At 71.8% G+C, this 25,135-nt stretch carries 15 protein-coding genes; 8 read left to right on the forward strand and 7 right to left on the reverse strand.

Annotation, left to right across the window (positions count from 1 at the left end; all coding sequences use genetic code 11):
- Positions 1-1,158: 1,158 nt before the first annotated feature.
- Complete coding sequence (locus tag J5X75_RS15095; RefSeq protein ID WP_307798092.1) at positions 1,159-1,536, reverse strand: type II toxin-antitoxin system PemK/MazF family toxin; 378 nt, start codon at positions 1,534-1,536, stop codon at positions 1,159-1,161.
- Positions 1,537-1,581: 45 nt separating this feature from the next.
- Positions 1,582-3,024: a GGDEF domain-containing protein gene (locus J5X75_RS45970; RefSeq protein ID WP_208468027.1), complete on the reverse strand. Its 1,443-nt coding sequence runs from the start codon at positions 3,022-3,024 to the stop codon at positions 1,582-1,584.
- 92 nt (positions 3,025-3,116) lie between these two features.
- Here J5X75_RS45970 and gnd point away from each other — a divergent pair, with 92 nt between their 5' ends.
- The gene (gene gnd, locus J5X75_RS15105) at positions 3,117-4,556 is read left to right on the forward strand and encodes an NADP-dependent phosphogluconate dehydrogenase (RefSeq protein ID WP_208468028.1); all 1,440 of its coding nucleotides are present in this window, start codon (positions 3,117-3,119) and stop codon (positions 4,554-4,556) included.
- A 58-nt stretch (positions 4,557-4,614) separates the two neighbouring features.
- The gene (locus J5X75_RS15110) at positions 4,615-5,406 is read left to right on the forward strand and encodes an SAM-dependent methyltransferase (RefSeq protein ID WP_208468029.1); all 792 of its coding nucleotides are present in this window, start codon (positions 4,615-4,617) and stop codon (positions 5,404-5,406) included.
- Here the strand turns inward: J5X75_RS15110 and J5X75_RS15115 are convergent.
- The 4 genes from J5X75_RS15115 to pgm all read right to left on the reverse strand — a co-directional run bounded on the left by J5X75_RS15115 (position 5,376) and on the right by pgm (position 12,327).
- On the reverse strand, positions 5,376-6,827 hold the full coding sequence (locus J5X75_RS15115) for a GGDEF domain-containing protein (RefSeq protein ID WP_208468030.1): 1,452 nt from the start codon (positions 6,825-6,827) through the stop codon (positions 5,376-5,378). The two genes, J5X75_RS15110 and J5X75_RS15115, sit on opposite strands and share 31 nt — an antisense overlap.
- Positions 6,828-6,903: 76 nt before the next feature.
- Positions 6,904-8,253 carry an MFS transporter gene (locus tag J5X75_RS15120; RefSeq protein WP_208468031.1) on the reverse strand — a complete coding sequence of 450 codons (1,350 nt, stop codon included), beginning with the start codon at positions 8,251-8,253 and terminating at the stop codon, positions 6,904-6,906.
- Between the two features lie 47 nt (positions 8,254-8,300).
- Entirely contained in the window at positions 8,301-10,607 is a 2,307-nt protein-coding gene (locus tag J5X75_RS15125) for a putative bifunctional diguanylate cyclase/phosphodiesterase (protein WP_208468032.1), read from the reverse strand.
- Between the two features lie 79 nt (positions 10,608-10,686).
- Positions 10,687-12,327, reverse strand: coding sequence for a phosphoglucomutase (alpha-D-glucose-1,6-bisphosphate-dependent) (pgm, locus tag J5X75_RS15130; protein ID WP_208468033.1), 1,641 nt, complete (start codon positions 12,325-12,327; stop codon positions 10,687-10,689).
- 94 nt (positions 12,328-12,421) lie between these two features.
- Here pgm and J5X75_RS15135 point away from each other — a divergent pair, with 94 nt between their 5' ends.
- From J5X75_RS15135 to yaaA, 3 genes are read left to right on the forward strand one after another with little or no spacing between them, the layout of a single operon-like run.
- Positions 12,422-14,155, forward strand: a complete 1,734-nt coding sequence (locus tag J5X75_RS15135) for a copper resistance CopC/CopD family protein (RefSeq protein WP_307798093.1) — start codon at positions 12,422-12,424, stop codon at positions 14,153-14,155.
- Between the two features lie 31 nt (positions 14,156-14,186).
- Positions 14,187-14,525, forward strand: a complete 339-nt coding sequence (locus J5X75_RS15140) for an STAS domain-containing protein (RefSeq protein WP_307798094.1) — start codon at positions 14,187-14,189, stop codon at positions 14,523-14,525.
- A gap of 9 nt (positions 14,526-14,534) precedes the next feature.
- Positions 14,535-15,329 (forward strand): peroxide stress protein YaaA, encoded by a 795-nt coding sequence (gene yaaA / locus J5X75_RS15145; RefSeq protein WP_208468035.1) that lies wholly within the window; start codon positions 14,535-14,537, stop codon positions 15,327-15,329.
- A gap of 1 nt (position 15,330) precedes the next feature.
- Here the strand turns inward: yaaA and J5X75_RS15150 are convergent, their stop codons facing one another.
- On the reverse strand, positions 15,331-15,903 hold the full coding sequence (locus J5X75_RS15150; RefSeq protein ID WP_208468036.1) for an FKBP-type peptidyl-prolyl cis-trans isomerase: 573 nt from the start codon (positions 15,901-15,903) through the stop codon (positions 15,331-15,333).
- A 193-nt stretch (positions 15,904-16,096) separates the two neighbouring features.
- Between J5X75_RS15150 and J5X75_RS15155 the strand changes: the two genes are divergently transcribed.
- From J5X75_RS15155 to J5X75_RS15165, 3 genes are all read left to right on the forward strand, one after another.
- Complete coding sequence (locus tag J5X75_RS15155; protein WP_208468037.1) at positions 16,097-16,867, forward strand: hypothetical protein; 771 nt, start codon at positions 16,097-16,099, stop codon at positions 16,865-16,867.
- An 80-nt stretch (positions 16,868-16,947) separates the two neighbouring features.
- Positions 16,948-23,259, forward strand: a complete 6,312-nt coding sequence (locus J5X75_RS15160; protein WP_307798095.1) for an MMPL family transporter — start codon at positions 16,948-16,950, stop codon at positions 23,257-23,259.
- A 445-nt stretch (positions 23,260-23,704) separates the two neighbouring features.
- Positions 23,705-25,114, forward strand: coding sequence for an SDR family NAD(P)-dependent oxidoreductase (locus tag J5X75_RS15165; RefSeq protein ID WP_208468039.1), 1,410 nt, complete (start codon positions 23,705-23,707; stop codon positions 25,112-25,114).
- The last annotated feature ends 21 nt before the right edge of the window (positions 25,115-25,135 follow it).

Here is a 25,135-nt window from a genome sequence, read left to right on the forward strand (position 1 = left end):
CGCGGGCCCGGAGGCGGACGCGGGCCCGGAGGCGGACGCGGGCCCGGAGGCGGACGCGGACGCGGGCACGGGCGCGGGCACGGGCACGGGCGCGGGCGCGGGCGCGGACGCGGGCGCGGGCGCGGACGCGGGCACGGAATTCGGTGCGGGCGCGGGCACGGAGGCAGATGCAGGCGCGGGCGCGGAGACAGGCGCGGGCGCGAGGGTGGGGGCGGAAATGCCAGCGGCAGTGGCAGGAGACGGGTCACGGCGGAGTTGGGCGCGGCGCAAACGTTGGGCGTGGCGCTGGTGTAGGCCCCATTCGCGGTGGCGTTCGTGGTCGCGGCGGAATTGGTCGGCGGCTGGCGAATGGTTTCGTCGCTTGGTTCGGTCGCGCATCGTGGCGATCGTCTTCGGGGAGAATAGCTGCTGCTGCCGCATGCCTATACTCTCCTACTTCCGGGAGAAAGACTGTAAGAAGTCGATCATGCCAATTCCGGGCCGAAGGGAAGATGAAGAACAAGCGTCATTGATGACGAAACGAGAAACATGTAACAGCACAGAGAAATCTTTTGTCATTTCATCGAAAATCGCATAGCCCCGCGCGATCACGTCGAAGCGGCGGCGCGCTCGACGCGCGGCCAGGCGAGCGGGCCGGCGTCGTCGCGCGCCGACCCGCCTGTGCCCCTCGGGCAACTGCTCACTTCGGCCCGCGGGCGCCGAAACGCGCCCGAGGCCGGCGCGGTCAGACCGCGGGGCATCGCCGACCAGGGATGGCCGCCAGCCAGTAACCGACAACGGCGGCGGCACCGAAGGGCGCCGGCCAATGAGGGCCGCCGAGCAGCACCGGTGAGCCGACGGCAACAAGGGCGGCAACCGATGGGCTTCGACCGGCGGCAGCCGTCAAACAGCGACGTGCGACGGCCTTCCACCGACGACAACCGCCAGACAGCGACGAGCGACGGCCTTCCACCGACGACAACCGCCAGACAGCGACGAGCGACGGCCTTCCACCGACGACAACCGCCGGGCAGCGACACGGCCGCCTCTTCGAGAGGAGATCTTCATCCGGGCTCGGGAGTCGAACGGCGTGGACTTCGGGCACTAAGGCAGGAAATCGGGTTCAGCAAACCGAAAATGGCAGAAATCGTGCGGTGTACCCCGTACCGGATAAAGGGTTTAAAGCTCGAAAAGATCCCGCATCGCCTCGGCCAGGCGGGCCATGCTGGCGCCGGTCACCATGCCGATTCGTTCGGCGCCGGTGGAGGCGGGCAGGCGGCGCATGCGGTTGACGACGACTACGCCGGTGATCGGGTCCTGTTCGGTGAGGGCGACCGCGTACGGTGGGAGTTCGGTGACCCCCCGCTGCCGGACGATCGGCGCGCAGAAGGGGGCCGCGTTGCCGCGCTCGTTGTAGCTGTCGCCGGAGAGGACGAGGACGCGGTAGCGCAGGTCGGCGCGATCGCCGATGGTCCAGATCTCTCCGCGCCTCATGCCCGCGACGACCCGGATGTCGGCACGGTCCGGATCGGCATGGCAGGAAGCGTACCGCCGCACCGATCTCACCCGCGTTCGCCCCGCCCACGCATCGGAAACAATCGTTCAGGCCGCGCGCCGGGTGGCTTTCTGCTGGTACATGGCCTGGTCGGCGCGCCGGATCAGTTCGTCGGCGCAGGTGCGGGCGTCGGAGTGGACGGCGCCGACGCTGGCGCTGACCCGGATCGGTTCGCCGCCGACGACGATCGGCTCGGCCAGGGCGGCCCGGACCAGGGCGGTGAGCCGTTCGGCGTCCTCGCCGAGCAGGACGAACTCGTCGCCGCCGTAGCGGGCCGCGAACGCGCCGAGGCCGCCGAGGCGGGCGCCGACCTCGGTCAGCAGCCGGTCTCCGGCCAGGTGGCCGAGCCGGTCGTTGACCTGTTTGAAGCCGTTGAGGTCGCAGAACAGCAGCACCACCGACGGGTGACCGGCCTCCTGTTCGCGGCGTAGCGCGGCGTCCAGGCGGTTCCACAGTTCGGCCCGGTTCGGCAGGCCGGTGAGCAGGTCGTGGGTGGCCTGGTGGCGCAGCCGTCGTTCGGCCTGTTCGCGTTGCAGGCCGATCCGGGCGACCCGGACGCCCACCAGCGTGATGATCAGCAGGTTGCCGACGGTGAGCAGGGCGGCGTCGCCGTGCATGCCGAGGATCTCGCGGACGCCGGAGACGGTGGGGATGACCGCGATCGCACCGCCGAGGACGATGACCCGGCCGGCGAGGAGGCGGCCGGGCGGCACCGGGCAGGGGTGGGCGAGGTCCGCCGCGCGGGGGTGCAGGGCGGCGAGGCCGACCAGCGCGTAGGCGACCACGAAGATGGTCTCGCGGAGGACGGTGGACTGCGAGGTGACGGTTCCGGTGGCGAGGATTCCGCCGACCACGCCGGCCAGGTTGCCCAGCACGGACAGGATGAACAGGGCCAGCGGGGCGGAGAACCGCTCGCTGGTGCGCAGGACCCGGATCAGGGTGCCGAGGATCCCGGAGATCAGCAGGACCGTGGCCAGCAGGCTGGTCTGCTTGGCCAGGGGGACGCCGGCCCGGACCAGGCTGGGTTCCAGCACGACGGTCCAGGTGAGGGCGGCGACGACCACGGCGACCACGCCGGCGTCGAGCAGGCCGCCGATGTCGGCGCGGCCACGGCGCAGCACCAGGGCGACCGCGGCGGCCAGCATGTGCAGGTTGCTGACCAGGACGATCAGGTCCCCGACGGCGGCGTTCCGGCCGCTCAGCAGAATGACGTTGTCGAGCACCAGCCAGCCGAGGGCGAAGGCCATCAGCACGAAGGGGCGCCGTTCGCCGGGCGGCACCCGGCGGACGAGGAGGGTGACCGGGATCGCGGCGAGCACCGAGATCGCCAGCAGGATCAGGTCGCGGCCACCTTCGGACACCACCGGCATCGCGGCCGTGAGTGCGGTCGCGGCGCTGATGTAGGCCACCATTCCGAGGTTCCGGGTCACGACACCTGCGATCGGTACGCGGTCCGGGCACATGAGGTAACCCGCGGCGAGAGTGTTCACCACGTGGACGGGATCGAACCGCCGGGCTCCCGAACCCGTAAGAATGACCGCGGGGCCCGTAACGGGCGGGTAACGAGGAAGGACGTAGCACGATGTCGCAGAAGGCGCAGATCGGAGTCACCGGCCTGGCGGTGATGGGCCGGAACCTGGCCCGGAACTTCGCCCGGCACGGACACACCGTGGCGTTGCACAACCGGTCCTACGGCCGCACCAAGGAGCTCGTCGAGGAGTTCGGTCACGAGGGCAGCTTCCTGCCGGCCGAGACCGCCGAGCAGTTTGTGGCGAGCCTGGAGCGCCCGCGCCGCGTGGTCATCATGGTCAAGGCCGGCCCGGCCACCGACGCCGTGATCGACGAGTTCGCCCCGCTGCTGGAAGAGGGCGACATGCTGATCGACGCGGGCAACGCGCACTACGCGGACACCCGCCGCCGCGAGGCCGCGCTCAAGGCGAAGGGGCTGCACTTCGTGGGCGCCGGCGTCTCCGGTGGCGAGGAGGGCGCGCTGCACGGCCCGAGCATCATGCCGGGCGGCCCGAAGGAGTCGTACGAGGCTCTCGGCCCGCTGCTGGAGGACATCTCGGCGAAGGTGGACGGCGAGCCGTGCTGCGTGCACGTCGGCCCGGACGGCGCCGGCCACTTCGTCAAGATGGTGCACAACGGCATCGAGTACGCCGACATGCAGCTGATCGCGGAGGCGTACGACCTGCTGCGCCGGGTGGGCGGCCACTCCCCCGCCGAGATCGCCGGCATCTTCAAGACCTGGAACGAGGGCCGGCTCGGCTCCTACCTGATCGAGATCACCGCCGAGGTGCTCAAGCAGGTCGACGCCGCCACCGGTAGGCCGTTCGTGGACGTCGTGCTGGACCGCGCCGAGCAGAAGGGCACCGGCCGCTGGACCGTGCAGGCCGCCCTGGACCTGGGCGTCCCGGTGTCCGGTATCGCCGAGTCGGTGTTCGCCCGCGCCATCTCCGGTGGGGTGCAGGAGCGTGAGGCGGCGGTCAGCGCGGGTCTGCCGGGCCCGTCGGCGTCGGCCGGTTCGCACGCCGGTGACCTGGTGGCGGACGTCGAGCAGGCGCTGTTCGCCTCCAAGATCGTGGCGTACGCGCAGGGCTTCCAGCAGGTCCAGGCCGCCAGCAAGGAGTACGGCTGGGACATCGACCCGGGCGCCATGGCGAAGATCTGGCGGGCCGGCTGCATCATCCGCGCCAAGTTCCTGGACTTCATCAAGCAGGCGTACGACAAGAACCCGGCGCTGCCGACCCTGCTCGTGGACGAGTACTTCCAGGACGCGGTGGCCGGCGCCCAGGACGCGTGGCGCCGGGTCGCGGTGACCGCCGCCCAGCAGGGCATCCCGGCGCCCGGCTTCTCCTCGGCGCTGGCCTACTACGACAGCCTGCGCGCCGAGCGCCTGCCGGCCGCCCTGATCCAGGGCCAGCGGGACTTCTTCGGCGCCCACACCTACCACCGGGTGGACAAGCCGGGCTCGTTCCACACGCTGTGGGCCGCGGAGGGCCGCCCCGAGGTCGACGCCTGATCCCACTGTGCGAGCCCGGCCGAGAACGATCGGCCGGGCTCGATTATCCTCACCGGGCATGACCGTGCCCCCCGGCATCGACGTGACCGTGCCGAACGCCGCCCGCATGTACGACTACTACCTGGGCGGCAAGGACAACTTCGCCGTCGACCGGGCGGCCGCCGACGCGGTCCTGTCCGTGGCGCCGGAGATGCGCGACGCGGCCCGCTCCGGCCGTGAGCTGATCGTCCGCGTGGTGCGGCACATGATCACCGAGCGCGGGATCCGCCAGATCATCGACATCGGTTCCGGCCTGCCCACCAGGGAGAACGTGCATCAGATCGCCCAGGCGGTCGATCCGTCGGTGCGGGTGGTCTACGTCGACCGCGACGAGGTCGTCTGCCGCCACGGTCAGGCCCTGCTCAGTTCGGCGAACACCACGATGATCCAGGGTGACCTGCGCGATCCGGCGGCGATCCTGGCCGACCCGGGCCTGCGGAAACTGATCGACCTCGACGAGCCCGCCGGCATCCTGATGATGTTCCTGCTGCACCTGATTCCGGACGGCGACGGCCCGCACACCCCGGTCGCCGCGATCCGGGAGGCGGTGGCCCCGGGCAGCGTGCTGGCGATCTCGCACGCCGCCTCGGACGCCCGCCCCGAGCACATGGCCAAGATCTCGGCGATCTACCAGCGGGCGAACTCGCCGTTCACCCCGCGGGACCCGGAGACGATCCGGGCGTTCTTCGGGGACTGGCCGCTGGAGGAGCCCGGCCTGGTGCACCTGTGGCCGTTCGCCGAGCTGCCGGCCGGGGTGGACCCGGATCTGGCGGCGATGGGCTATGCCGGGGTCGCGGTCAAGCGCCGCTGAGCCTTCACCTCGTACATGGCGGCGTCGGCCCGCGCGATCAGGGTCTCCCGGTCGACGACGGCGCCGGCGCGCGCGACGGCCGTTCCGATCGACACCCCGATCCGTACGGGTGTGCCGCCCACCAAGATCGGTGCCCGCAGCGACTCGACGATCCGGTCGGCGACCGTGGTGCCGCCGCCGGGATGTTCGCCGCGTAGCAGGATCAGGAACTCGTCGCCGCCGATCCGGCCGACGAGGTCCTGCTCGCGGACCGCGGCGGTGAGCCGCCGGGCGACCTCCTGGAGCACGGTGTCGCCGGCCTGATGGCCCATCCGGTCGTTGACCGGTTTGAAGCCGTCGAGGTCGCAGAGCAGCAGGGTGACCTCGGCGAGCGGGCCGTCGTCGAGGGCGCGCAGCTCCTCGTCGATCCGGTCGACGGTGTGCCGCCGGTTGTAGAGACCGGTGAGGTCGTCGTGGTGGGCCTGATGGGCGAGGGTGCGCTCGGCGCGGGCCCGCTGCGCGGAGAGCAGCCGCAACCGCAGCACCACCACCGGCACCACCAGGATCGTGGTGGCCGGAAGCACCACGCTGGCCGGGCCGTCGCTCTGGACCGCCTGGACGGCGGCGACCGCCGGGTTGGCGCAGAGGGCGGCGCCGAGCCAGCCGAGCGGCGGGTGCCGCACGGTGGCCGGGCCGGGCGCCGGCCGGGTGACGTGCGGGCCGGTGGGCAGCACCGGACCGGCGGCCACGCACAGGTAGGCCACCATCATCAGCTGGGCGGTCGGGACGTGGCTGCCGTGCACGGTGAGGACCGCGACGACGTCGCAGAGCAGGGTGAGGATGCCGGCGGCCATCAGGTAGGCGATCGGGCCGCGCGACTTCGGGGCGGTGACGCCGATCCGGAGCAGGCAGCCGATCACCGCGGAGAGCAGCAGCAGGTCGGAGAGCAGCAACATCTTGCCGAGCGGGGTGGCGTCCGGGACGAGGCCGGGGCGGATCAGCCAGGCCCCGAGCGGGCCGGCGGCGCAGAGGCCGATCAGCGCGGCGTCGATGAGGCCGCCGGGGTCCTTGCGGCCGTGCCGGCGCAGCCCGATCGCGGTGCCGGCCAGGAAGAGCACGTGTGCGCCGGCCATCACCAGGTCGGTGCCACCGCCCTCGGCCCGGCCGAGGTGGTGGCCGGGGATCCAGTCGGGCCAGCACAGCGTGCCGAGGGTCAGCATCGCCATGCCCGCGGTGGCGATCAGCCACGGCAGCCGGTCGGTGAGGTGCCGGGCGGCGATGGCGGCCAGGTAGGTGATGATCGGGGCGGCGGTGACCAGCGCGAAGATCACCGTTCGTGAGCCGGGGCCGGTCAGCGCGTAGGACGCGACCGCGGCGGCCGACAGTCCCAGCACTCCGGCGTGCACGGGCCAGGCGGGAGCCGTGGCACGCGGCCATGCCATACCGGGTTCCCTTCCTCGGCCTGACGGGGTCTCGGCCAACGATCGGCCGCGCCGCGCCCGGCTTGAGGGAAACGGGTCAGGCGGGTGCCGCGGCCGGTTCGGTGGCCGGCGTGTCCTCGGCGACGCGGCGGCTCAGGGCCCGGTAGGGGCGGCTGGCCAGAGCCAGCGTCGTGGCGATCACGCCGATCAGGCCGGTGAGGATGAAGACCAGGGCCATGCCCCGGTCGGCGCCGGTGCCGAACCAGGAGCCGATGGCGTCCGCACCGGCGCCGCCGTCGCTCATGAACGGGATGAACACGAACTGGGTGATCGGGGAGATCAGGAACGCGGTCAGCGGGGACGCCGCCTGTTCGGCGCTCTGGGCGAGGCCGAAGACCCGGCCCTGCCGCTCGTAGGGCACGACCCGCTGGAGGATGGTCTGCTCGGTGGCCTCCGCATAGGGCATGAGCAGCATGTACACGTACATGCCGACGGCCATCGGGATGATCGACGCCCAGATCGGGAAGACCACGATGATCACCCACAGGACCACGTTGAGCAGCAGCAGGAGCCGGACCGGGCGGGAACCCAGACCGGTACGGGACACGAGCAGCCCACCGAGGATGAAGCCGGTGCTGATCACGCCCCACAGCAGGCCCCACGTCTGCACCGACACGAGCGACAGCCCGTACGCGTCGGCGAGGGCCATGAACACGCCGCCCAGGAAGTTGTTGAACGTGCTGAACAGGATGAGCGCGGTCAGGCCCGGCACGCCGGCGATGATCCGGATGGTGCCGCGCAGGTCGACGCCGGGTCTCGCGGCCTCGGTGTGCTCCGGTTCCCGTTCCGGGATGCGCACGAACGTGAGGTGGACCAGCGACAACCCGAGCACCGCCAGGGCCAGGACCAGCACCGAGAACATGCCGTCGAAGGCCACCAGCACGCCGCTGATCACCGAGGTGACCAGGAAGCTGGTGCCGGAGACGGTGCCGACCAGGCCGTTGGCGCGGTCCCGCCGGTCGGCGTCGATCAGCAGCGTGACCAGGGTGGGCAGCGCGATGGTGCGGATGTTGCCGGCGATCACGCCGAACATCAGCAGCAGCACGAACGCCCAGAGCCGCGCGTCGGCCGGGTCCGTCCACGCCTCGCCGGGCACGGACAGGTGGACGGCGAAGGCGGCGCCGTACAGCACGAGCGACGCCAGGGCCGAGCCCTGCAACGCGGTCTTCTTGCGGTGACCGTCGACCAGGCTGCCGAACCAGACGCCGGTGAGCGCGGTCAGCACCAGGAAGATGCCGGAGATGACGCCGGTCGCGAAGACCGATCTGGTCTCGAGGTACACCCAGAAGGTGACGGCGAACCAGACGGTGAAGTTGATGACCGACACCAGCAGGGTGTTGAAGAGCAGCTGGTAGAAGGTCCGGACGTGCCCCGTGACGACGGTCATGGACTGCACGGTATTACCTGGACCCCGCTTGAGGTCCAGAGGGTTTTTCAGGCGCGGACCGGGTCGGTGGCCATCAGGGCGGCGAAATCGTCGGCGGGCAGCGGCCGGGCCATGAAGAAGCCCTGCCCGTACCGGTAGCCCATGTCCCGCAGCCGGTTCAGCTGCTCCTGGTTCTCGATGCCCTCGGCCACGGCCTTGAGCTGAAGGTGCTCGGCGAGCTGGGCGACCGCGGCGGCGACCGCGAGGCGGCCCCGGTCGGCGCCCTCGGCGATGCCGTCGACGAACGACTTGTCCAGTTTCAGCACGTCGACCGGGAAGGCGCGGAGCAGGCTGAGCGACGACTGGCCGGTGCCGAAGTCGTCGAGAGCCAGGCGTACGCCCATCTCGTGCAGTGCCCGGAGGGTCTCCTGCACCTGCCAGCCGTCGACCACCGACGACTCGGTGACCTCGAGGATCAGGTCGCGCGGGCTGAGCCCGGTCTCGCTGAGCACGGCCGCGACCTCGTCGACGAAGCCGGCCTCGCGCAGTTGGCGGACCGCCACGTTGACGTTGACGGCCTCGACCGCCGCGTCCTTGAACGTCGCCCGCCAGCGAGCCAGCTGTGAGCACGCCTCGCGCAGCACCCAGGCGCCGAGCGGCACGATCAGGCCGGTCCGTTCGGCGACCGGGATGAAGTCGGCGGGCGAGACGAAGCCGCGTTCCGGGTGCTGCCAGCGCACCAGCGCCTCGCCGCCGTGCAGGCGGCCGGTGACCAGGTCGTAGATGGGCTGGTAGAGCAGCCGGAGCTCGCCGCGGGCGATGCCGGTGCGCAGTTCGCCGGCGAGCATGGCGTGGTTGACCATGTCCTGCCGCATCCGCGGCTCGAACCGGGCCCAGGACGCCTTGCCGGCCTCCTTGGCGGCGTACATGGCGATGTCGGCGTTGCGCAGCACCTCGTCGGCGGTCTCGCCGAGCTCGGCGATCGCGATGCCGGCGCTGGCGTGCACGAGCAGGTGCTGCTCGCCGACGGTGAACGGGTCGGCGAGGGCCTGCAACGCCCGCCCGGCGGCGGACTCGGCGGCGGCGGGAGTGTCGATGGGCAGCAGCACGGCGAACTCGTCGCCGCCGAGCCGGACCGGCATCTCGCCGGCCGTGCACTGGGCCCGCAGCCGCTGCGCCACCTGGAACAGCAGCTGGTCGCCGGCGGCCGGGCCGAGCGTGTCGTTGATCATCTTGAAGTCGTCGACGTCGATCAGCAGCGCGGTGGCCGGTCGGCGGGCCTCGATGCGCTCGGCGAGCGCCACGGTGAACCGGGCCCGGTTGGGCAGGCCGGTCAGGGCGTCGCTGAGCGCCAGGCGTTCCAGCTCGGCCTGCTGGCGGCGGATGCCCCGCAGCGCGAGGGTGTTCTCCCGCAGGCTGAGCAACTGGCGGGCGACGACACAGCCGGCGATCAGCAGCGCGCCGATGATCACGGTGCGCTGCCGGTGGCTCATGTCCTGGGCGCTGACGCTGATCACCAGGCCGGTGGTGGCGGCGACCGCGGCGAACGGCAGCAGGTTGAACAGCGACCGGTTCGAGGCCGGCACGGGCTGCGCCTCCGGCTGGTCGAGGGCCCGCCGCTGGAGGTAGGCGCTGATGGCGAGGGCGGTGCCGACGATCGGCAGGACGAGCACCGACAGCGCCATCCGGGACTGGTCGTCCCCGGCGATCAGCAGGATGGTGCCGGCCACGCAGGCGATCGGGGCGGCGGTGAGGACCCGCAGCGCGGTGCCGTCGACGGCGGTCTCCGGGGCGGCGGCGGCCTTGCCGACGGTCACCAGCAGCAGCACGCCGCCGACGCCGACGAGGGCGGCCACCATCCGGGCGGCCAGGGAGGTGTCCTCGGGGGCCAGGTCGAACACGGTGTACCAGAAGACGAGGGCGCTCGCGACGGCCACCGTCAGGGCGTCGAGCACGGCCCGGAGCAGGGCGACCGGGGTCGACTCGCGGCCGCGCAGAGCCAGGAAGGCGAACATCAGGAGGCCGAGGCCGGCCAGTGTCGGGACGGCGACGTACACCGACATGCCGGTGTCGTTGTTGGCCCGGACCATGGCGACCAGCGCGGCGATCAGCAGGCAGACACCGACCAGCGTCATCCGCCGCCAGAACACGTGGACCCGCCGCGGCAGCCCGGGGAGCCGGGCGATCCGCAGGCAGGCGTACGCGCCGGCGGCCATCGCGACCGGGCCGCCGACGTAGCCGAGGAACAGTTCGTCGTCGCCGCGGACGAGCAACCACGTGACGACCCCGAGGATGGCGCCGACGGAGACCAGGACGGGCGCCAGCCCTCCGGACCATGGCCGGGGGAGACCGCCGGCGTTCTCGGGTTCGCTCATCGGGGGTCTCGGCTCCTGCCCGGTTGGCATCTCCTTGCGGTCTACCAGTCGGCGCGCGAGCCCCGAATCTGAGTGGAATTCAGCCGGACAGTGCGGCGGACACCACAGCCCGGGCCTCCTCCTGGACGCGCGCCAGGTGGTCGGGGCCCCGGAACGACTCCGCGTAGATCTTGTAGACGTCCTCGGTGCCGGACGGCCGGGCCGCGAACCAGCCGGACTCGGTGACCACCTTGAGGCCGCCGATCGCCGCGCCGTTGGCCGGGGCGGTGGTCAGCACCGCGGTGATCGGCTCGCCGGCCAGCGTGGACGCGGTGACCTGCGACGGCGACAGCCTCGCCAGGATCGCCTTCTCGTCGCGGGTGGCGGGGGCGTCGATCCGGGCGTAGGCCGGCTCACCGAACCGCGCGGTCAGCTCCCGGTAGTGCTCGCTCGGGGTCCGGCCGGTCACCGCGAGAATCTCCGAGGCCAGCAGGTCCAGGATGATGCCGTCCTTGTCGGTGCTCCACGGGCCGCCGTCGCGGCGCAGGAACGACGCGCCTGCGCTCTCCTCGCCGCCGAAGCCGATCGACCCGTCGAGCAGGCCGGGCACGAACCACTTGAAACCGACCGGCACCTCGTCGAGGCGGCGGCCCAGGTCGGCGGCGACCCGGTCGATCATCGACGAGGACACCAGGGTCTTGCCGACGCCGGCCCCGGACGGCCAGCCGTCGCGCGAGGAGTAGAGGTAGGCGATGGCCACCGCGAGGTAGTGGTTGGGGTTCATCAGGCCGCCGTCGGGGGTGACGATGCCGTGCCGGTCGGCGTCGGCGTCGTTTCCGGTGGCGATCTGGAAGCGGTCCCGCCGAGCGATCAACGACGCCATCGCGTACGGCGACGAGCAGTCCATCCGGATCTTGCCGTCCCAGTCCAGGGTCATGAAGCCGAACCGCGGGTCGACCAGCGGGTTCACCACGGTCAGGTCGAGCCGGTGCCGCTCGGCGATGGCACCCCAGTACGCCACGCTGGCCCCACCGAGCGGGTCCGCCCCGATCCGCACGCCGGCGTCGCGGATCGCGTCGACGTCGATCACCGACGGGAGGTCGTCCACGTACGTGGCGAGGTAGTCGTACCCCTGAACGCTCTCCGAAGCCCGCGCCGCGGCCGCGGTGACCCGCCGCACGTCCTTGAGCCCCGCCGCGATCAGCGCGTTGGCCCGGTCCTGGATCCACCCGGTGGCGTCGGTGCCGGCCGGGCCACCGTCCGGCGGGTTGTACTTGAAGCCGCCGTCGTCCGGCGGGTTGTGCGACGGCGTCACCACGACCCCGTCCGCCTTGGCCTTCGCCGACCGGTTGTGGGTGAGGATGGCGTGCGACAGCGCGGGCGTCGGGGTGTAGCCGTCGCGGCTGTCGATCAGGACCGTCACCTCGTTGGCCGCGAACACCTCCAGCGCGGTGATCATCGCGGGCTCGCTCAGCGCGTGCGTGTCACGGCCCAGGAAGAGCGGGCCGGTGGTGCCCTGCTCGCGCCTGTACTCCACGATCGCCTGGCTGGTCGCCGCGATGTGATCCTCGGTGAACGCGGTCCGCAGGCTGGACCCGCGGTGCCCGGACGTCCCGAAGGCGACACCCTGCCCCGGCTGCGCGGGATCCGGGTGCTCGGTGTAGTAACGCGAGATGACCTTGGGAACGTCGATCAGATCGGCCGGCTCGGCCGGCTCACCGGCACGGGGGTGGTGGGACATGGCGGCTCCCTCGAGGACGGGTCTGGGCGCTGCCCCGGATCGTATCGACAGCCCCGGCTTGAACCTTTCCCCACGCCGATCCGAACTACCTCTTGTGACCCGGGTCTTACTGTTCCTGCTCGTCCTGCTGACCGGCACCCTCGCGCTGCCCGCCGCGCCGGCCGCCGCGCACGCCGCGCCGGTCGGGGCGTCCCCCGCGCCGGGCAGCCTGAACAACGCCGCGCCCACCGAGGTCACCGTCACCTTCAGCGAGCCGGTCACCCCGGTCGAGGGCCGGGTGCAGGTGATCGCCCCGGACGGCGAGCGGATCTCCGGCAAGGTCACCGTCGAGGGCCCGGTGCTGCGGATCCCGATCCGCAAGGCCGGGCACCCGCTCGGCACCTACCTGATCAGTTTCCGGGTCATCTCCGCGGACAGCCATCCGGTCGGCGGCGCGATCACCTTCTCGGTCGGCGCGCCGTCGGCACGGCCCGAGGCGCCGGTGGAGTCGGCCGGGGCGCATCCGTCGGTCACCGCCGCGATTCCGATCTTCAAGACATTGGGGTACGGAGGGATCACCCTGATCGCCGGACCCGCCCTGTTCCTGGCGTTCCTGTGGCCGCGGACCCGGTCCCGGCTCGGGGCGCTGCTGGCGATCCGGATCGGCCTGGGGCTCACCGCGGTGGCCACCGTCGGCGCGCTCGGCACCCAGGCGCAGCAGAGTTCCGGGGCCGCGCTGTGGCAGGTCACCGCCGCCGAGCTGGGTGAGGTGGCGACCAGCCGGTTCGGGTCGCTGCTGCTGGGACGGCTGGCGATCGTGGGCGCGCTCGCCGTACTCCTGCCCGCTCTCCTGCGGAAACCACGACGGACCGTGACCGTGCCGCGGACCGTGCCCCAGCCGGTCCTGGTCGGCGCCGGGGCGCCCGCTCCCGAACCGGCACCCGCGCCGGGGCCGCGGCCGCCGGCCGGGTCGCGGAAGGCGCGGGCCTACGCGGTTCTCGGGCTGTCCGTGGCCGGGCTCGCGACGTGGCCGCTGACCGGGCACGCCATCGCCGCACCGCTGCCGGCGGTGACCGTGAGCGCCGGGGTGGTGCACATGGCCGCCATGGCGGTCTGGATCGGCGGGCTGCTCACGCTGACCGTCTTCCTGCTGCGCCGCACCGACCAGCGGGTGCTCGGCGTGATCCTGCCGGTGTGGTCCCGGTGGGCCGCGCTCTCGGTGTTGTGGCTGGTCCTCGCGGGCGCCGCGCAGTCGGTCATCCAGGTGGGCCGGGTGAGCGCGCTGTGGGAGACCGACTACGGCCGGCTGCTGAGCGCCAAACTCGGCATCCTGGCCGTGGTGCTGGCGGTCGCGGCCGGCGCCCGCCGTCTGGTGCTGCGCGGGTCCGGCGGGACCGGGCTGCGGCGGCTGGTCGGCGTCGAGGTGGTGGCGACCGTGCTGATCTTGGGGCTCAGCTCGGTGCTGGTGCAGGTGGACACCGGGCGGATCGCGGCCGCCAAGGACCGGCAGATCACCGGCGCCGGCAAGTCCGAGACGCTCACCAGCGACCTGTACGCGGTCCAGTTCAACATCTACCCGGTGGAGCTGGGCGAGTACAACACGGTGCACGCGTACCTCTACGCGCCGGACGGCTCGCCGATGCGGGCCGAGGAGTGGCAGGTCACGGCCCGGCTGCTGGACCCGGCCCTGGAGGCGGTGCCGCAGCCGCTGGCCCCGCTGCCGACCGGGAACCAGGCTCTCGGGTCGATGTCGTTCCCGCTGCCCGGCACCTACGAGATCACCTTCACCATCCGGGTCAGCGAGATCGACCGGGCCAGCGTGAAGACGACCGTGACCGTGGAGAGGTGACGGGCGGGACGGTTCTGGGCATCAGGCGTGGGTGGACGTCTCCCTGAGCGAATCGACCGTCGCCGTCGTCGTCACGGTGCACGGCACCCTGGACATGGACAGCGCCCCGCTCCTGGCCGCCCGGCTGGACGAGGCGCTCGACCGCCCCGAGCCACGCGTCGTGGTCGACATCGCGGGTGTCGGCTTCTGTGACTCGATCGGGCTCAGCACCTTCGTGCTGGGCCACAGCCGGGCCCGGGCCTCCGGTGGCTGGCTGCGGCTGGCCGGGCCGGGTGAGTTCCTGGAACGGCTGCTCGACACGGTCGGGCTGATCCGGCTGATCGGCGTGTACCCGTCGGTCGCGGACGCCGTCGCCGACCGGCCCGGCTAATGTTCGCCCGTGCTGATCCTGCTCCCGCCCTCCGAAGGCAAGACCCCGGCCGCCGCCGGCGCGCCCGTCGACCCGTCGTCGCTGTGGCTGCCGTCACTGACCGCCGCCCGTACCCGGGTGCTGAAGAAGCTGGTGTCGCTCTGTGCGCGGAGCAGCGCGCGGTCGATCGCGGACAGTCTGGCCGTGCTGGGGCTCAGCGAGGGGCAGCGGGGCGAGGTGGCCCGTAACGCCGGGCTGCTGACCGCCCCCGCGGGCGTCGCGTCCGGCATCTACACCGGCGTCCTCTACGAAGCCCTGAATCCGGGCGATCTGCCACCCGCTGCCCGTCGATGGCTCGGGGAGTCGGCGGTCGTCTTCTCCGGGCTCTGGGGCGCGGTCCGCCTCGGTGACCGGATCCCGGCCTACCGCTGCTCGATCGGCGTCACCCTGCCCACGATCGGCGGGCTCACCGCGTACTGGAAGAAGGCTCTGCGCCCGGCCCTGGACGAGGCGGCCGCCGGAACGCCGGTGCTGGACCTGCGCTCCGGCGCGTACGCCGCGATGTGGGCCCCGGCGGAGAACGCCGCGGCCGTCAAGGTGCTGCACGAGCGGATCGTCGACGGGGTGGCCAGGCGGTCCGTGGTGTCCCACTTCAACAAGGCCACCAAGGGCCGCCTGGTCCGCGCGCTGGCCGCCGAGGGCGCCGCGCCGGGCTCGGTGGACGAGCTGGTCACCGCGCTGCGCGACCTGAAGTTCACGGTCGAGGAGCGGCCCGGCCCAACCGGGCAGCCCCGTCAGCTCGAGGTGATCGTCACCGAGCTGTAGCTCACTCGGCCGACACGATGTCCACGACGAACCGCAGGTCGCCCTTCTCCGGGCCGTAGGCGAGGGCGGCCGGCACGTCCAGCTGGATCCGGCTGCCCACCTTCTGCCCGGGGACGCCCTGGTCCCAGCCCGGGATCAGCTGGCCGACGCCGATCTGGGCGGTGAACGGCTCGGACACGCCGTTCTCCCACGACGAGTCGATCAGCTCGCCGGTCTTGTGGTTGATCACCTTGTAGTTGACCGTGATGGTCTGACCGGCCTTGACCGTCTCACCGGTCCCCGGCACCAGCTCCTTGACGGTCACCGCGGTCACCGCTCCGGTGCCGGGCTGCACGTCGGGCTCCTGGCTGAGCCCGGACGCACCGGAGGCAGCCGCGGTGGCGGGCGCGGACGACGGCACGGCCGACGGCGGAACGGGCGGGGCCGGCTGGGTCGTCGCCGAGGGCTGCGACGCGACCGGCGCCTCGTCGCCGCCGTCACGGACCGCGAAGAACACTCCGACCAGCACCGCGACGACGAGCGCGCCGCACAGCACACCGGCGATGGCCTGGCTTCGGCGCTTCTTGTCACTCATTCGTAGAACCCCTCGGTGTCGGAAACTCCGGACACGCTACTCAACGATGTGACCGGCGCGACAGCGAACCTCCCCCGAATCGCCGATGGGGATGATCAACCGTAAGGCCCCCGTCCGCCTCCCCCTCTTCTCCCCGGCCGTACGAGATGAGATCGTTTAGCGCCCCTGTCACCGACGCCGCCCTGGAGGATCCTTGCCTCTGCTCGATCCCGGAGCACGGCGGGACTACCTCGAACCGGCCGCGGTGATCCTGGCCGGCGTCCTCGCCGTCGTGGTGTTCGGGCTGGTCATGCACGCCCGCGCGAACAGCGGCGGGCAGCCGGCGGAACCGGAGCCGACCGCCGCGCCGACGGCGACCGCCGACCAGATCCCGATCCCGCTGCCCAGCGCGAGCCTGCCGCCGTCGACGGCGCCGGTCGACGCGATCTCCATCGAGCGGGTCCCGGTCGCCGCGACCGTCGACCTGGCCGCCGAAGGCACGATCGACTGGGTGCACTGGGGTGAACAGGGCCGGTTCTCGCTGGAACGCGACGCCGACGGCGAGTTCGCCATCCTGGAGGGCACGCCCACCGCGCCCCGGGTCCGGCACACCGCCAGCCCGCAGCGGTTCGCCTGGAGCGGCGGCGAGCCGATGGCCGCGACCTCCGGCGTGACCAGCGGCATCAACACCTGCGGCACCGGCAACGGCTTCACCGTCACGGCGCCGGCCGGGACCGGCCGCAACGTCCTGACCGTGTACGTCGGGGCGATCAGCGCCCGCGGCGACCTCCGCATCGAACTGTCGACCGGCGGCGAGCCGGTCACCGACGTCCTCGAGAATCGAGAGCCGGCGATGACGACCGTCGCCTATGTCATCTCCTACCGAGCTTCCGGAACTGGCAAGATCTCGGTCAAATGGATCACCGGCGCCACCTTCGACGACAAGTGCGGCGGAGTGTCCCTGCAGGCCGCGACTTTGAGCTGACCTGCGGAAACTCTCTAATCCGAAAGGGGAACCCTGTGTTCGCGGGCTGGGGATCGCGGGTCGCCCGCCTCCGTTGGCCGGTGCTGATCGTCGCGCTCGTCGCGGTGCTCGGCGCGGGCGTGTGGGGCTTCGGCGTGTTCGGTCAGCTCACCGAGGGCGGCTACCACGACCCGAACAGTGAGTCGGGCCGCGCCGCCGAGGTGATCACCGCCACCACGGAGGGCCGGAGCGGCGACGTCATCGCTGTCTACACGCCGGACCAGGGCACCATCGACGACCCCGAGCTCGGCACGCGGATCAAGGACCGGCTCGCCGCGCTGCCGAAGTCGGCCGTCAACGCGCAGACGTCGTACTGGGACCAGCAGGCGCCGGACTTCGCCGCCGAGGACAAGTCCAGCGGCGTCGCGGTGATCACCCTGGTCGGCTCCGACGACGCCGCGAAGATGGAGTCGTACGCCGACATCGAGGACTCGTTCACCGTGCCCGGCGCGCACGTGCAACTCGCCGGCGGCATCCCGCTCGGGCACGCCTCGTCCGAACGCTCGACCGAGGACCTGGCCTTCGCCGAGATGGTGTCGCTGCCCATCGTCCTCATCCTGCTGCTGGTCATCTTCGGCTCGCTGGTCGCCGCCTCGCTGCCGGTGCTGGTCGGCGGCTGCGCGGTCCTCGGCTCGCTGGGCGTGCTGCACCTGATCGCCCTCAACCACGAGGTCAACTCGTTCGCCGTCAACGTGGCCAGCCTCCTCGGCCTCGGCATGGCGATCGACTACGGGCTGTTCATGGTCGGCCGGTTCCGTGAGGAGCAGGCCCTCCACCCCACCGCCGAGGCCGTCCGCCGGACCGTCGCCACCGCCGGCCGAACCGTGGTCTTCTCCGCCACCCTGCTGATGACCGCCCTCGCCGGGTTGCTGCTGTTCCCGCAAGGCTTCCTCAAGAGCCTCGCGTACGGCGGGCTCGCCGCCGTCTTCCTCGCCATGCTGCTGTCGCTCACCCTGCTGCCGGCGCTGCTCGCCCTCCTCGGGCCGCGCGTCGACCTGATCCCGGTCCGCCTCCCGTTCGCGGCCCGCACCGGCACCGGCGGCTGGCAACGGCTCGCCACCTGGGTGCTGCGCCGGCCGGTGCTCGTGGCCGTACCGATCCTGATCGCCCTTCTGGTCCTGGCGTGGCCGATCACGGACGCCCGCTTCGGCGAGAACGACGAGCGGCAGCTGCCGGCCGGGGACCCGTCCCGGGTCGCGGTGGAGACGCTCAAGGCCGACTATCCGCAGTTCAGCGCGGACGGCGTACAGATCGTGGTGCGGTCGGCGAACGGCCGGGAACCGGACGTCGAAGCCTTCACCGACGCGGCCGGAAAGATAACCGGCGTCGCCGGGGTGACCGCCACCGGCGGCAACGGCGAAGACGTCGTCGTGCTCACCGCCGACCTCGACAGCACCGACTCGTTCAGCACCGAGGCCCGGCAGGCCGTCGAGGACCTGCGCGCGCTGCCCGCACCGGCCGGAACCGAGACACTGGTCGGCGGCGTCACCGCCCGCAACGTCGACAGCGTCGCGGCGATCGCCGACGAACTGCCCGTCATGATCGCCCTGCTGGTCGGCGCGACGCTGGTGCTGATGTTCCTGGCCTTCGGCTCCATCCTGCTGCCGGTCAAGGCCGTCGTGATGAGCGCGCTCAGCCTCTCCGCCACCTTCGGCGTCCTCGTGTGGATCTTCCAGGAGGGGCACGGCGCGTCCCTGCTCGACGTCACGCCCACCTCGCTGGAAGCCGGCATCGTCGTGCTGATGGCCGCCGTCGTGTTCGGCCTCTCCACCGACTACGAGGTGTTCCTGCTCTCCCGGATGGTCGAGGCCCGGCTGCGCGGCGCCACCACCGAAGAGGCGGTCACCCTCGGCCTCACCCGTACCGGCCGGGTGATCAGCGCGGCCGCCCTACTGCTCATCGTCGTCACCGGCGCGTTCTCGCTGTCGTCGATCAGCACCATGCGCTTCATCGGCGTCGGCATGATCGTCGCCCTGGTGCTGGACGCCACCGTCGTCCGGGTGCTGCTCGTGCCCTCCGTGCTGGCCCTGCTCGGCGACGCCTCCTGGTGGGCGCCGGGGCCGCTGCGGCGTCTCCAGGAGCGGGCCGGGCTCGCCGAATACGCCGGCGAGGAGGAACCCACCGGGCGTCACGCGTACCGGCCCGTCCTCGACGGCACGGTGGTCAGCCGGGCGTTGCCGGCGGCCCCCGCACAGGCGGCGCTGCCCTCCTCCGCCACCGGCGACGGCATGGTCCTCGACTACGACGCGTTCCTGGAATACATCTCCGAGAAAGAGAACGGGACCACACCCTTCGGCTTCCCGCTGCCGGGCTCGACGACCGTCGCCCTTTCCACCAGCACCGGTACGGCCGGCGCATCGTCCCCGGACGCGGATTCGGCGGCCCCGCCCGCCGACGATCCCGTGGTCGGCGCCGCGGCGTCCGACGGCGGTGCGGTCGAGCCCGGCGACACCGCCTCCCCCCGCGACGCCGCCTCCCCCAGCGACACCATCTCGGCCGGCGACGGCGTCTCCCCCAGCGACACCATCTCGGCCGGCGACGGCGTCTCCCCCAGCGACACCATCTCGGCCGGCGACGGCGTCTCCCCCAGCGACACCGTCTCGCCCGGCGACGGCATTTCCTCCGGTGACGCCGTCGTCGATGACGACCACTCGCTCGGCGGCCCCGCGGTCGGCGACGCGCTTTCGCCCGGCAATGCCTTTACCTCCGGCGACACCCTTTCGTCCGACGACGCCTTTACGTCCGGCGACGCCCATTCGTCCGGCAATGCCCTTACATCTGGCGACGCCCATTCGTCCGGCAATGCCCTTACGTCTGGCGACGCCCATTCGTCCGGCGACGCCTTTGCGTCTGGCGACGGCTTCTCGCTCGGTGGCCCCGTGGTCGGCGACGCCGTTTCGCCCGGTGATGCCGTTTCGGCCACCGAACCCACGGTCGACGCCTTCTCGCTCGACGACCCCGCAGTCGACGACGCCCACTCTCCCGGGAGCCCCGGCGCCCTCTCGTTCGATGGCGCTGCGGTCGAGGCGGCTGATGTTTCGATCGCTGATGGCGGCGCCTCGGCATCGGTCGGGGACGACCTGGGCGGGCTCGATGATCTTCCCGTCATCAGCGGTGGCGACGAGTCGCCCGAGCTGACCGAGGAGCCGATCACCTTCGCGGCCGTCGAGGACGCCCTCACCCCGACCGACCCGTTGTCCGCGGACCTGTCCCGCATCGCACCCGGCGAACTGGAACCCGCCGAGCTGGCACCCTCCCTCGACGACGAAGCCGTTCCCGAGCCGGTCGACTCCGACGCCATCTGGGCCGAGGTCGAGGCGACCCTGGCCGCCGGAGCGGAGGCCATGAACGTCGAGGTCCCCGTCCTGGAACCGACCTTCGACGAATTCGGTGTCTCGGCCACGCAGGTGATCCACCCGCCCACCGAGCCAGACGAGGCCGACAAGGCCGACACCTCGGCGACCCAGGTCATCCAACTGCCGCCCACCACCGAACCGGCCACCACCTCAGCCGACCCCACCCACGCCCGGCAGGACGACACCTACGCGGCCCCGGCCACCGACCTGCCGCCCACCACCCCAACCGACCCCACCCACGCCCGGCAGGACGACACCTCAGCGGCCCCGGCCACCGACCCGTCGCCCACCCCAGCCGACCCCACCCACGACCAGCACGACGACACCTCAGCGGCCCCGGCCACCGACCCGTCGCCCACCCCAGCCGACCCCACCCACGACCAGCACGACGACACCTCAGTGGCCCCGGCCACCGACCCGTCGCCCACCCCAGCCGACCCCACCCACGACCAGCACGACGACACCTCGGCGACCCAGGTCATCCAGCTGGCGGCCGCGATGGAGAAAGCCAGCGAGGAGACGGTTCCCGCCGAGTCGGACATTCGGGACGAGACGCCGGTGCTCGGTCGGGCAGCAACCGAGCCGACGACCGAAATGTTCGCCGCGACCCCGGACGCCGCACCCCTCGAGAGCGAGACGACACCCGTCACCGCGACCGAGGCTCCGGCGCTGGACCCGTTCTCGTGGCGTTCCGACCCGAGGTTGGCCGACTTCGCCGCGCCGGGTTCCGCATCGTTCCCCTGGCTGGTCCGCCCCACCGAACCGAGCAGTGCCCCCACCGACCACACCGCGCCCACGGCACCCGGCGACATCGCCGTCCAGGCCGAGGCTCCCGCCGAAGCCGCCGCGGCTTTCGGATCGCCGGCCACCGCCGGTGCCGCCGACCTCAAAGCTGATACCGGCATTTCAGGCATGGGCGGCTACGGGTCCACGGCCCGCCCGGACGCCACGCTTCCTCATCCCCTCGCTGACCGGACCGGACAGCGTCGACCGCAGACCCTCGACGACTGGCTGGCCGCCTCACGCCCGCAGTCCCTCGGCGACCTGCCCACGACCGGCGCACGCCGCCCGGAAACCCTCGACGAGTGGCTGACGACCAGATCGAGCGGAACGCCGGACACCGAGGCCACCACCTCATCCCCCGCCGATGCCCCGGACACGCCCTCGACGACCCCTTCCGCGGAAGAACCCAGCGGAGACGCCGAAGCGCCCAACCCGATCGCCGAAGCACCCAGTCGGGACACCGAAGCGCCCGGTCGGGATGCCGAGGCCGATCTCTCACCTGAACCGACCCGAGTCGCCGAGCCCACCGCTCCGGACACGATCCGGGACAACATCGACTATTCGCATGAACACGACGAACCCGCGTCGAGCCCCGTGGATCTTCCCGATGCTGGAGGTGCAGTCGCGCGGCCCGAAGCCACCGACGAGAGCCGGAAGCCTGGGGAAGGCATCGTTCCCGCGAACTCGGAGCCCGTCGCAGCGAAGACCGAATGGGCGACGTCCGAAGACCGCCTCGCGGAGCCCGCGTCGGCCATCGTTGCCGGTCAGCAGACGTCCGCCCCCGTGACGGAAAGCCCGGAGCCGGATCACGAGCCGCTCACCGTCGCGGAGCCGACCGCCGCCCCTCAGCCAATGGCGGAACAGGTCACCCAGCCCGAACCGGCAACGGAACGAATCACCGAGCCCGAACCGGCAACCGAACAGGTCACCGAACCTGAATCGCCGACCGAACAGGTCACCGAACCTGAATCGCCGACCGAACAGGTCACCGAACCTGAATCGGCAACGGAACGGGTCACTGAGCCTGAATCGATGACGGAAGCGACCGACGAACCCCGATCGGCGACGGAACAGCTCACCGAGAGGATCTACGAGGCAGAAGCGGCCCACCACAGCGACGGGTCCGACGTCGCGGCAGGTGTGCTCAGTGACGGGGCGATTCCCGCACGGGCTGAACCCGCCGTCGCGGAGGGAGCCGAACCGACAGTCGCCTCGGAGCAGCTCACGGCTCCCGCACCGCACGCCGCCGAACAGATCGACGAGCCGGCCGCGGCCGAGACGAACTCGGCTGGGCAAACCCCCGCAGAAGGGCCGTCCGCCACGATCGGCGAGCCGATCGCGGAGTTCGACTCGGCCGACAGTCCGGGCCCTGTCGTCGTCGAGGACGCGGCGAACGACAACGCCACGATCCTGATCAGCGAACCGATCGCCGAGTTCAACCCAGCCGACAGCCCGGACACCCTCGTCATCGAGGACGCAACGAACGACAACAACACGATCCTGATCAGCGAACCGATCGCGCCGATCGAGGAGATCACGGACGTCGAGCCCGCTCGGCCGAGCATGGCAACCGCGGAATCGGCAGTCGATGGAGGTACCGCTGCCGAAGACGCCGTGACGGATGAGGTGGCCGCAACGCTCGCTGATCAGCACGCGGTGCTCGACGACTCGCCGGCTTCGAAGGCCGAGGACGCCGAGGTGACCGACGAACCGGCAGCGGAACCGGCGACCCGCGAACCCGTCATGGCAGACGGCGGCGCAGCGATCATCGCGGAGCCGGCTGGCGAGACCCTTGCTGCCGCCACAGAAGCGGCCGTCGCGGAAGCAGCCGCCGCCGAAGCGCTCAGCGAGGCCCTGACGGTCAACCCGGTGATCCCCAGGCAGGGTCGTCGCCCGCAGACGCTCGGCGACCTCCCGGTCGGTGCGTGGCGCGAGGACGGTCAGCCGGCGGGACGCCGACCGGAGACGCTCGACGACCGGCTTCGCGGGGCCGGGCGGCCGGCCACGCTGGCGGATCACCTCTCCGACCACGGCGGGGCCGCGCGTCGTCCGGCGAACGCGGGCCCGGCCTGGGTCGCCGTTTCAGGTGAACATCCGTACGATCGGCAGACCCGCCGTCCGGCTTCGCTGGCCGACCATCCGGGACCGGCGCGGTCCTCTCGGGAGGCCGTCACCGAGGAGCCGGAGTCGGGTTCCGCATCGAGTCCGTCCTGACGGGCAGGTCCCGGCCGGGCAGGTTGATCTTGTACGGCTGGCTGTGAGGGCTGTCTCGAACCCTGGAATCAGCACTCACAGCCAGCCGAACGACCCCAGCCGGCCGCCGAAGCTGTCTCCAAGCCCTCGAAACAGCGCTCACGGCCAGCCGAACGAAACCGGCTGGCTGTGCGGGCCGTCTCGGACACCTCGAAACAGCGCCCACCGCCAGCCGAACGAAACCGGCTGGCTGTGCGGGCCGTCTCGGACGCCTTGAGACAGCCCTCACCGGCCAGCTGGAAAATCGGCCACCGCGGAACGGACACGACCACGGGCGGCGGGATGCCCGCGGGCGGCGGACGCCGTACCAGTGATCGAAGAGTGCTCGCGTGGATGCCGCCGTCGGCCGATAGGAGCGCCGGTAAGTACAGTGCGTGCGGGCAAGGAACCAGAGGGGGACATAGGAATGACCGGAGACCCGGGCGCCGTGGGTGTGGATCCGGACCGGCTCGCGGTGTGTCTCGCGGTCCTGGCCGAGGTGGAGGCGTTGTCGCCGGACCACCCGGACGCGGTGACCGTGCGGCGGGCGACCGCCGGACTGTTCAAGACGGTGAAGTTGCAGCGGCGGCGGGATCGCCGGCAGGCGGTGCTGGCCGCCGACCGGGCGGTGACGGAGGCCACGGCCACCGGGGCGCCGGGGCGGATCGACGACGAGACGGCGGGCATTCCGCTGCGCAGCACGGTGCGGGGCGCCACGGCGGGCGTGTTGAAGCAGGCGCGTGGCTGCTACGTCTGCAAGCAGCGGTTCACCGTGGTGGACGCGTTCTATCACCAGCTCTGCCCGCAGTGCGCCGAGACGAACCACGCGAAGCGGGACGCCCGTACCGATCTGACCGGGCGGACGGCGCTGCTCACCGGCGGACGGGCCAAGATCGGCATGTACATCGCGCTGCGCCTGCTGCGCGACGGCGCGGATCTGACGATCACGACGCGGTTCCCGCATGACGCGGTCCGCCGTTTCACGGCGATGCCGGACAGCGCGGACTGGCTGCACCGGCTGCGGGTGGTGGGCATCGATCTGCGGGACCCGGCCCAGGTGGTGGGTCTGGCCGAGTCGGTGGCGTCACGCGGGCCGCTGGACATTCTGATCAACAACGCGGCCCAGACGGTACGGCGTACGGCCGGCTCCTATGCGGCGATCGCCGCCGCCGAGGCCGAGGCACTGCCCGGCGGGAGTCTGCCGGAGCTGGAGTATTTCGGCACGGCGGGCGCGTCTCCGGCGGCCGCTCTGACCTCCGGTGTGACCGAGTTGACGCCTCAGCAGATCACCGAGATGGCGCTGACGGCCCGGTCGGTGGCGATCGACGCGGGCGGCCTGGTGCCGGACACCACGCCGACGAACAGCTGGAGCGACCGGGTACACGAGGTCGATCCGCTGGAGCTGCTGGAGGTGCAGCTCTGCAACGTGACGGCGCCGTTCATCCTGGTGAGCAGGCTGCGGCCGGCGATGACGGCGTCGAAGTTCCCGAGACGGTACGTGGTGAACGTCTCGGCCATGGAGGGGATCTTCGCCCGCGGCTACAAGGGTGCCGGGCATCCGCACACCAACATGGCGAAAGCCGCGCTCAACATGCTGACCCGGACCAGCGCGGAGGACCTGTTCGCCGACGGGATCCTGATGACCAGCGTCGACACCGGCTGGATCACCGACGAGCGCCCGCATCCGACGAAGATGCGGCTGCACGAGGAGGGTTTCCACGCCCCGCTCGACCTGGTCGACGGCGCGGCCCGGGTGTACGACCCGATCATCCGCGGTGAGCGTGGTGAGGACGTGTACGGCTGCTTCCTGAAGGACTACGCGCCGGTCGCCTGGTGACGGTACGCCGAACGGGCCGCA

It is taken from the genome of Actinoplanes flavus (assembly GCF_017592555.1).
Classification (GTDB): Bacteria; Actinomycetota; Actinomycetes; order Mycobacteriales; family Micromonosporaceae; genus Actinoplanes; species Actinoplanes flavus.